Here is a 7995-nt window from a genome sequence, read left to right on the forward strand (position 1 = left end):
TGAGGGGCTGAGCCATGGGTCCATGGGCCAACCGGGGGGGCCTCCGGCGGCCTGGCAGGGGCCTGATAGATCAACAGCCAGAAACCAGTTCACCAACCGCCTCACACACAGAAATACTGACAGCCCCGCTGGGCACGGGCAGTCCCGCGGTGGCCTGCTGGTGCACGCGCGGCGCCGACACGGTGGAGGTCAGCGGCGTCCATTCCCAGTCCGCCTTGATGTTGAAGCGCTTCTGGAACGTCTCCATGATCTTCCTGTGCGCCGCTTCGGACTTGGGAGAGCTCACCATGATCATGAACTTGCCCTTCTTCGCCTCTTCCCGGGCCAGGGTAATGAGCTTCTCGTTGTCCTTGCCGGCTTGTGCCTGGGTAGCGCAGGCCGGGCCCGGCAGGGCGCCGCAGCAGGCCAGGACCAGCGTGCAGGCGAAGGTCCTGCGGATGAACGGTGCAGGCTTGGCAGGGGTATTCATCGTCGTCTCCTGAGGGGTTGGGGGGAAGATGCGGGGCTACTGCCGGCTCTCGTCGGTTCGCGCCATGTACACCTGCATCGGCGTCACGACCAGGGCCAGGACGATCACCAGCAGGACGGACAGCGCAGCCGCGCCGGGAACGTCGGGATAGCCCCAGATCACCCACAGCGACGAACTCAGCATGACCGTCTGGCTGGTCAGGAAGATCAGCGGGATGCCGACGTCGCGCATGGCGTGGGCGAACACCAGCAGCCAGCCGTTGAACATCTGGGTGCGCAGAATGGGCACCAGGATGCGCGCGAGGATGCCGATGCGGCCCACGCCGCCGAGCAAGGCGGCGCGCTCGATGTCCGGATGCACCTGGAGCAGCGCGGCCGACAGAATCCGGGTGCCGAACACCATGTTTCCCAGGATCTGGGCCAGCATGATGGCCACGATGGTGCCGTAGACGGGGGTCTGCACATACAGCAGCAGCACCGCCAGCCCGAGCACGATGTTGGGGATGGCCACCGGCATGAAGGCCAGCACGTCGATCCAGCGGCACCAGCCGTTGACGGGCCGCACGGTCGCATAGGCCACCAGCAGGCTGACGGCCATCGTGAGCGTCGCGCCCACGACGACGACCAGCGCGGTGTTGTTGACGCTGCGCGGGAACATGGAGGACGAGAACAGCTTGGAATAGTTCTCCAGCGAGACATGGGCCAGTGCTCCGATGGACGGCAGCGCGTAGAACGGCAGCAGGCTGGTCCACAGCAGGATGAGGATCGGCAGGAAGGCCAGCGCGAAGAACACGACCGCATAGCCGTAGGCCAGGAAGCGCCGGACGCCCAGAGAGGCGGCGTGGAGCCGGAAGTTCTTGCCGCTGATGACGGTGAACTTCTCCGACTCCCGGGTGAGCCGCTGGTACATCACGACCAGGGCGATTGCCACGATGACCAGCGCCACGCCGAAGGCGGCGGCGAGGTTGTAGTTGGGCTCGCCCAGTTCGGCGGAGCTCAACAGGTAGATGCGCGTGCTGAGCACCTGCACCCCGCCGGTCAGGCCGATGGACAGCGGGATCTCGAACACCTGGATCATGATCATGACGGTGTAGATCAGCACGGACAGCAGCCCAGGCAGCAGCACCGGCGCGCTGATCTTCATGAAGATGCGTACCGGTGCAACGCCCGCGAGCGTCGCTGGAAATTCCAGCTTGTAGTCCAGGTTCCGGATGATTCCCGACAGCATCACGTAAACCGTGGGCGTCAGGAGGAAACTGCTGACCACGACCATCATGCCCAGGCTGTAGACGTTGATGGGGCCGGTCTGCGTCTCCAGGTTCAGCCAGGTGCGCAGCAGATGGTTGACGAGGCCGTTGTTCGGGTTCAGCAGCAGGATCCAGCCGAAGCCCTGAATCAGCGAGGGCAGCGACAGCGTCACGATCATCAGCACCCGCACGGTCACCTTGTAGCGAAAGTCCGTGCGCTCGGTGATCCAGGCCCACAGGGTTGCGAACACGGTCGCCAGGGCGATGGTCCCGCCCACGTAGACCACCGTGTTCGACAGCAGGGTGCCGACGTTGGGCTGTGTAGCCAGCGAAATGAAGTTGTGCAGCGTCCAGCCGCCGTCGTCCAGCCACAGCCTGCCCGCAGGCCGCAGGCTGGTGAACAGCAGCACCACGACCGGCAGCACGGTCAGCGAGATGACGAGGAAGCTGGCCAGGGCCAGGATCGGCAGCACGTCACGGCTCCCGGAAGTAGTGGATTTCTTCCGGCTGGCAGCCGACGCTGACGCGATCGCCCGGCAGAGATGTGCGCGCGTTGACGTACAGCGACAGCTGCTGCCCAGGCTCGTCCGGCAAGGCACAGACCACCTCCATACGTTCGCCCAGGAAAATCCGCGCGGCCACCGGCAGTACGTAGGTGTTGGCGGCGGCGCGGGGGTCCTGCGTCCGCAGTGCCAGGTCTTCCTGCTTGAGTACCAGCGTGATGCCGTCGCCGGGGCGCAGCGGATCGCCTTGGTGGCGGACCTGGATCGCGCCCAGCGCGCATCGCGCATGGATCATCCCGGCGCCGGGGTCTATCGACGAGACGGTGGCCCGAAGCAGATTGGGCGCGCCCATGAACTGCGCAACGAAGCGGTTGGCGGGCCGATAGTAGACATCCCGCGGCGGGCCGATCTGCTCAATGCCGCCGTCCTTCATCACGATGACGGTGTCGGACATCGACAGGGCTTCTTTCTGATCGTGAGTGACGTACACCGCGGTGACGCCGGCGCCGGTGACGATGGAGCGGATCTCCTGTTGCATCGCGTCGCGCAGGTTGGCGTCCAGATTGGACAGCGGCTCGTCGAGCAGAAGCAGCGACGGGCTCTGCGCGATGGCGCGCGCCAGCGCGACACGCTGCTGCTGGCCGCCGCTGAGCAGCGGCGCGGGTCGGTCCGCGTAGGCGGCCAGGTGCACGCGATCCAGTGCGCGCTCCACGACGGCGGCGCGCTCGGCGGCCGGCCGCTTCTTGCGGCCATGCTCCAGCGGGAACTCCACGTTCTGCCGGACCGTCATGTGGGGCCAGATCGCATAGCTCTGGAACACCATGGAGATATCGCGCGCGCCCGGCGGCACGAACAACCTGCCTGCGCCGTCGTAGACCGTGCGCCCGCCGATTTCGATGGTACCGGAGGTGGGGTGGTCCAGTCCGGCAATCAGGCCGAGCAGCGTGGATTTGCCGCAGCCGCTGGGCCCCAGCAGGGTGACGAAAGCGCCCTGCGGAATGGCGAAGGACACGCGGTCCAGCGCCACGTGCGATTGGCCGCGGCGGACGTACCGCTTGCAGAGCTCGGAGACTTGAAGCCGCATCTCACCGGCCTTGCAGGTCGATCTGCCGCCCCGTGCGGCTGGATTCCAGGATGGCCAGGCACACCTGCACGGTGTCCTTGCCCCAGGCGGCGTCGCGCAGCACGGGCGACCGGCCGGCGATGGCGTCGTAGAGCTCGTCGATGGTGTCGCCCTGGCCGAACGAGCCGCGGCCCGCCAGGGCCGCCACTTCGCGCACCCCCTCGTCGCCGTAGACCAGCACGCCCTCGGGCGCGGCGCGCAGGTCGGCATACTCGCAGGTCACCAGCATGACGCCGAAATGCGGCTGCCTGCGGCCCTCATCGCCCTGTTCCATCGCCCTGGAGACGGGGCCGCCGAAGCTGTAGCGTTCCCGCCGCAGTTGGGCTTCCGGCTTGTCGGCCAACTGGCGCAGCACGCGCCGGGCACTGCCGTGGCCGGGTTTCTTGTCGCGGCCGCCCTCGGCGATCCAGAAGTGCATCTCGTCGCTGTCGAAGTGGTCGTAGCCGCTGTACACGACGGTGGCGGCCACGCGATCTTCCAGCGTCAGGAGGGCCGCGCAGTTGCCTTCGGTGGGGCGCGCCGGGTCCAGCCGGCCGGTCATCGCGCGCACGGCCAGCACGCGCTTGCCCGTGATGGCCTTGATGCTGTCGATCTGGTGCGGAAGCTGGTTGTAGACGATGCCGCCGCCCTGCGCGGTGTCCAGTTCCTCGGGTCTGCGCGGGCGGTACAGGAAGTCGGTGTAGTTGAAGCAGTTCACCATCGCCACCCGGCCCACCTCGCCGCTGCGGATGAGGTGGCGCATGGTGCGGATGACCGGGTCGTGGCTGCGCGAGGCGCCCACCACCAGATGCACGCCGGCCTCGCGCGTGGCGTCGATCATCCGGTCCGCATCTCCCAGGTTCAGGGTCAGCGCCTTCTCGACGATGACGTGCAGCCCGCGCGCGGCGGCCTGCACCACGTGCTCGCGGTGGAACTGGTGGGGGGAGGCCACATAGACGGCATCCAGCCCGCCGGCGGCCAGCATGTCCCCCAGCGCCGCGTACACGGGGACGCCGTACTGCCGCCCAAAGCGCGTGCGCACATCCTCGTTGGGGTCGCAGGCGGCGGCGATGACGGCATGGGGATGCGTTCTCATGGCGGGCGCCATGAGAACCGAGCCGGCGAAGCCCAGGCCGCAGATACCGAATCGAATATTCATCATGTCTCCTGGTCGTTCTGTCTCGTCTTTCATGGAGCCGCGTGCGCGGCGCGGGCGCGCGTCACACGTGGCCGTACCGCTCCAGCGCCTGCGCCAGGGTCAGGCCATGGCCCAGTTCCGCACGGATCCGGTGTTCGGTCCGGGTGAGCTCTTCGGCACGGGCCAGGGTCTGGTCGACCGCTTCGGCCGGGATGACGATGGCGCCGTCCTCGTCGGCCAGGATGAAGTCGCCCGGGCGCACCAGCACGCGGGCCGAGGTGGCGCCCCGCAGGTAGACCGGGATCTGGTGTCCGGTCACTTGCCAGCGGCCGATGGACTGCACCGGCGTGCGGTAGCGCGCATAGACGGGAAAGCCGAGCTCGCCGATCCAGCGCACGTCGCGGATGCCGCCATCGACGAGCGAGCCCGCGCATCCGCACTCCTTCATGCCGATGGCGATCAATTCGCCGAAATAGCAGATGCCCTTGCCGTCGCCGCTCCAGACGCTGACCTCGCCCGGCGACAGTCCCTGGCAGGCCCGCATCTTGGCCGCATCCCCGCCCAGTGCGTAAGGCGTCATCTGGCCGCGGATGGTGTAGGCCCAGCCGGCCAGGCGGACCGCCCCGCCGGGATAGGGGGCGAAGTCATGCGCCAGGCCCTGGTCCAGGTAGCCCAGCGTGTCCAGGACGTCGGCCACGTTGGCGGTGTCCACCGCCAGAAAGCGTTGGCGGATGGCTTCGCGCGTCTTCAGGTTCGTTTTCACGTCGTCTCCTGTGGCTGGCTGATGTGCGGGAATCAGATGCTGGAGATGTAGCCGCCATCGACGCGGATGACGGAGCCCGTGATGTAGGAGGCCGCGTCGCCGGCCAGGAAGGCGACGGTGTCGCCGTATTCCTGGGGGCGGCCGTACCGGCCCGCGGGGATGCTGTCGGTGCTGCCGCGGACGACCTCGTCTAGGCTGCGGCCCTCCCGCTGCGCGCGAGCCTCGTCCAGTTGCCGGATGCGCGCCGTGGCGATGCGGCCCGGCAGCACGACATTGGCGGTGATGCCGTGGGGGGCCACCTCGCGCGACAGGGTCTTGGACCAGCCGACCAGGGCAAGGCGCAGCGCATTCGAGATGCCGAGGTTGGGGATGGGCGCGACCACGCCCGACGACGTGCTGGTGATGACGCGGCCCCACTGGCGCTGGCGCATGCCGGGCAGCACCAGGTCGGTCAGGTGGATGACGCTGGACACCATGCCGTGGAAGTGCTTCTCCCATTCGGTGGCCGGTACGCCGGCCGCCGTGGTCGGAGGAGGGCCCCCGGTGTTGTTCACCAGGATGTCCACCTCGCCGAAGCGTCCGGCGATGCTGCGCAGCCGCTGCGGGGCGCCGTCGTGGTCGACCAAGTCCCAGGCCAGGGCCCATGCCCGGCCGCCTTGTCCGGCAATGGCTTCGGCGGCGCGCTGGGCTGCCGCCAGGTCGAGGTCGGCGAGCACGACCCTGGCGCCTTCGCGCGCCAGCGAGGCGGCGATGGCCTGGCCCAGGCCGCCGCCGGCGCCGGTGACCAGGGCGGTCTTGTCCTGTATGCGCAAGTCCATTGCTGTACCTCGCGTACGTTCAGGTCCCGATCCGCACGGGCGCGGACAGCTTGCGCAGCAGCGCGATCACGCTTTGCGCGGTGATCCGGCCCGTCTTGGGGTTTTCCGAGGGGATGTTTTCGATGGTCATGTGCAGCAGTGCCGCATCCGAAACCACCTCGATGTGGTGCGTGTTGCGCACGACGCCCGGATCGGCCCATACCTCGATCTGCGTGCGGTCGGGGCCGATGCCGGCCAGCGCCAGCGCCACCGACACGTTGAGGTTGGCGGGGAAGCCCTTGGCCGCGCCACGCGCCGAGCCGGCATACAGCTGCAACGGCTCGCTCAGGTGGTCCAGGTCGATGTCGTTCTGCTCCACGAACGGCGCGCCCTTAAAGCCTCCGGGCGGCTTGCGCGAAACCATTCTGACCGATTCGATCCTGCCTTCGGCGGCGGCGGTGACGGCGTCCAGGCCGAGCAGCGCGCCGCTGGGCACCAGAATCTGGCCCTGGCCGGCCCGGGCCAGTTCCAGCAGGGCGGGCCGTTCCAGCAGCGCCCCCACCGACAGCACGACGACCTTCCTGCCGGCCTTCAGCGCCGGCTCGACGACCTGGCTCAAGAGCGCGGACGGCGCGCATTCCACGATCACGGCCGCGCGCTCCGGCAGGGCGGCCAGCGGGACGACGGACACCGGAGTGGAGAGACCGGCCACGAAGGCGGCCGTCCTGTCCGGATCGCGCCCGCTGATGGCGGCCAGCCTGCAGCCCCCGATCCTGCCCGCGTCCAGTTGCGTGGCCAGTACCTTGCCGATCGCGCCCAGGCCGGCGACGGCGACTTGAATCTCTGCCTTGTTTGTCATGCCCCGTGATTCCCAATCAAACGTCGGTTGAAATCTAAAGGGGCATGCATGAAGGCGACAAACGATTTGTTGTGCCGCCATGCAGCAGTCAAAGTAATGCGTTTGGGTAAACCCTGGAAATGCGGCCGATGACTTGATGTCATTCTTGGGCGGATTTCCCGGCTGAAGAAATGACCGTGATCCAGAGTCATGCGTATGGCACCGACAGGGGAGGGCATGGCATCCGGCCACCGGACAAGATGGTTCAGCCCGTCACGGAGAAAGCACCATGAGTAAGCTCCTGCCTTCATTGATTGCCCTGCGTTCGTTCGAGGCGGCCGGCCGGCTGCAGAGCTTTTTCCACGCTGCCGCCGAATTGAACGTGATGCAGGGTGCTGTCAGCCGGCAGATCCGAGTCCTGGAGGATGAACTGGGCGTCAAGCTGTTCAACCGCCTCGTGCGGCGCGTCGAACTCACCGACGATGCGCGCGCCTACCTGCGGGAGGTGGAAGCGGCGTTCCGCCAGATCGAAGCGGCCACGTCATGGCTGCGCTCGCACCAGCAGCACCATGTCCTGAACATCAGCGTGCTGCCTTCGGTGGGGGCATGCTGGCTGATGCCCAGGCTGGCCAGCTTCAGCCAGCGCTACCCGCGGATCCAGACACGCATCCAAAGTTCGATCGAACCGGCGGAATTGCATGGGCACGCGGTGGACGTCGCCATCCGCGTGGGGCCGCGGCCGGGGCAGTCCTACGACAAGCAGCGCCCCGCCATCAGCCTGGTCATGACCCATGACTGGCGCGGCGTGCTGGCCGAGGAGCTGGCACCCGACGTGCTGGTGCCCGTGTATTTGATCTTGCCCCTGATTTACGGACACCTATCTAAGCGACATTGGCCAGCTCGTACTGCTCTGGGCTGAGGTAGCCCAGGGTCGAGTGCAGCCGGATCCGATTGTAGTCAACCGCAATGTAGTCAAACACATGAGCCTTGGCCTGCTCCCGTGTGGCGAGGTGTTCACCATGGATGGCCTCGACCTTCAGACTGTGGTTCCAACTCTCCATTGCTGCGTTGTCGTAGCAGTTGCCTCTGGCACTCATGCTGGCGATCAAAGCGTATTGCTCCAACAGGGCGCGGTGCTC

At 67.3% G+C, this 7995-nt stretch carries 9 protein-coding genes; 1 reads left to right on the forward strand and 8 read right to left on the reverse strand.

Annotated features, from left to right (window positions below):
* Positions 1-70: 70 nt before the first annotated feature.
* The 7 genes from GAK38_RS22790 to GAK38_RS22820 are packed head-to-tail and all read right to left on the reverse strand — an operon-like array spanning position 71 to position 6877.
* Positions 71-469 carry a hypothetical protein gene (locus tag GAK38_RS22790; RefSeq protein WP_325347188.1) on the reverse strand — a complete coding sequence of 133 codons (399 nt, stop codon included), beginning with the start codon at positions 467-469 and terminating at the stop codon, positions 71-73.
* A gap of 36 nt (positions 470-505) precedes the next feature.
* Complete coding sequence (locus GAK38_RS22795; protein ID WP_325347189.1) at positions 506-2188, reverse strand: ABC transporter permease; 1683 nt, start codon at positions 2186-2188, stop codon at positions 506-508.
* A 1-nt stretch (position 2189) separates the two neighbouring features.
* Positions 2190-3302, reverse strand: coding sequence for an ABC transporter ATP-binding protein (locus GAK38_RS22800; RefSeq protein WP_325347190.1), 1113 nt, complete (start codon positions 3300-3302; stop codon positions 2190-2192).
* Position 3303: 1 nt separating this feature from the next.
* A complete protein-coding gene (locus GAK38_RS22805; RefSeq protein ID WP_325347191.1) occupies positions 3304-4512 on the reverse strand; it encodes a Gfo/Idh/MocA family protein in 1209 nt (402 codons plus the stop codon).
* Positions 4513-4540: 28 nt separating this feature from the next.
* Positions 4541-5221: an RraA family protein gene (locus tag GAK38_RS22810; RefSeq protein ID WP_325347192.1), complete on the reverse strand. Its 681-nt coding sequence runs from the start codon at positions 5219-5221 to the stop codon at positions 4541-4543.
* Positions 5222-5253: 32 nt separating this feature from the next.
* The gene (locus tag GAK38_RS22815) at positions 5254-6039 is read right to left on the reverse strand and encodes an SDR family oxidoreductase (RefSeq protein WP_325347193.1); all 786 of its coding nucleotides are present in this window, start codon (positions 6037-6039) and stop codon (positions 5254-5256) included.
* 19 nt (positions 6040-6058) lie between these two features.
* Positions 6059-6877 carry an aspartate dehydrogenase gene (locus GAK38_RS22820; protein ID WP_325347196.1) on the reverse strand — a complete coding sequence of 273 codons (819 nt, stop codon included), beginning with the start codon at positions 6875-6877 and terminating at the stop codon, positions 6059-6061.
* A 268-nt stretch (positions 6878-7145) separates the two neighbouring features.
* On the opposite strand from GAK38_RS22820, the gene GAK38_RS22825 reads away from it, so the two are divergent.
* Complete coding sequence (locus GAK38_RS22825; protein ID WP_325347194.1) at positions 7146-7775, forward strand: LysR family transcriptional regulator; 630 nt, start codon at positions 7146-7148, stop codon at positions 7773-7775.
* On the opposite strand, the gene GAK38_RS22830 is transcribed toward GAK38_RS22825, so the two are convergent.
* Positions 7738-7995: IS3 family transposase (locus tag GAK38_RS22830; RefSeq protein WP_325347195.1), on the reverse strand; the 258-nt coding region annotated here is incomplete at its 5' end. The two genes, GAK38_RS22825 and GAK38_RS22830, sit on opposite strands and share 38 nt — an antisense overlap.

Source organism: Xylophilus sp. (assembly GCA_009914555.1).
Lineage (GTDB): Bacteria > Pseudomonadota > Gammaproteobacteria > Burkholderiales > Burkholderiaceae_C > WNDY01.

What these genes read in the sequence shown, in the direction of transcription:
- GAK38_RS22815 (WP_325347193.1), bottom strand. Translation starts at nt 6,039, where the DNA reads ATGGACTTGCGCATACAGGACAAGACCGCCCTGGTCACCGGCGCCGGC.
- GAK38_RS22800 (WP_325347190.1), bottom strand. Translation starts at nt 3,302, where the DNA reads ATGCGGCTTCAAGTCTCCGAGCTCTGCAAGCGGTACGTCCGCCGCGGC.
- GAK38_RS22790 (WP_325347188.1), bottom strand. Translation starts at nt 469, where the DNA reads ATGAATACCCCTGCCAAGCCTGCACCGTTCATCCGCAGGACCTTCGCC.
- GAK38_RS22825 (WP_325347194.1), top strand. Translation starts at nt 7,146, where the DNA reads ATGAGTAAGCTCCTGCCTTCATTGATTGCCCTGCGTTCGTTCGAGGCG.
- GAK38_RS22805 (WP_325347191.1), bottom strand. Translation starts at nt 4,512, where the DNA reads ATGAAAGACGAGACAGAACGACCAGGAGACATGATGAATATTCGATTC.
- GAK38_RS22820 (WP_325347196.1), bottom strand. Translation starts at nt 6,877, where the DNA reads ATGACAAACAAGGCAGAGATTCAAGTCGCCGTCGCCGGCCTGGGCGCG.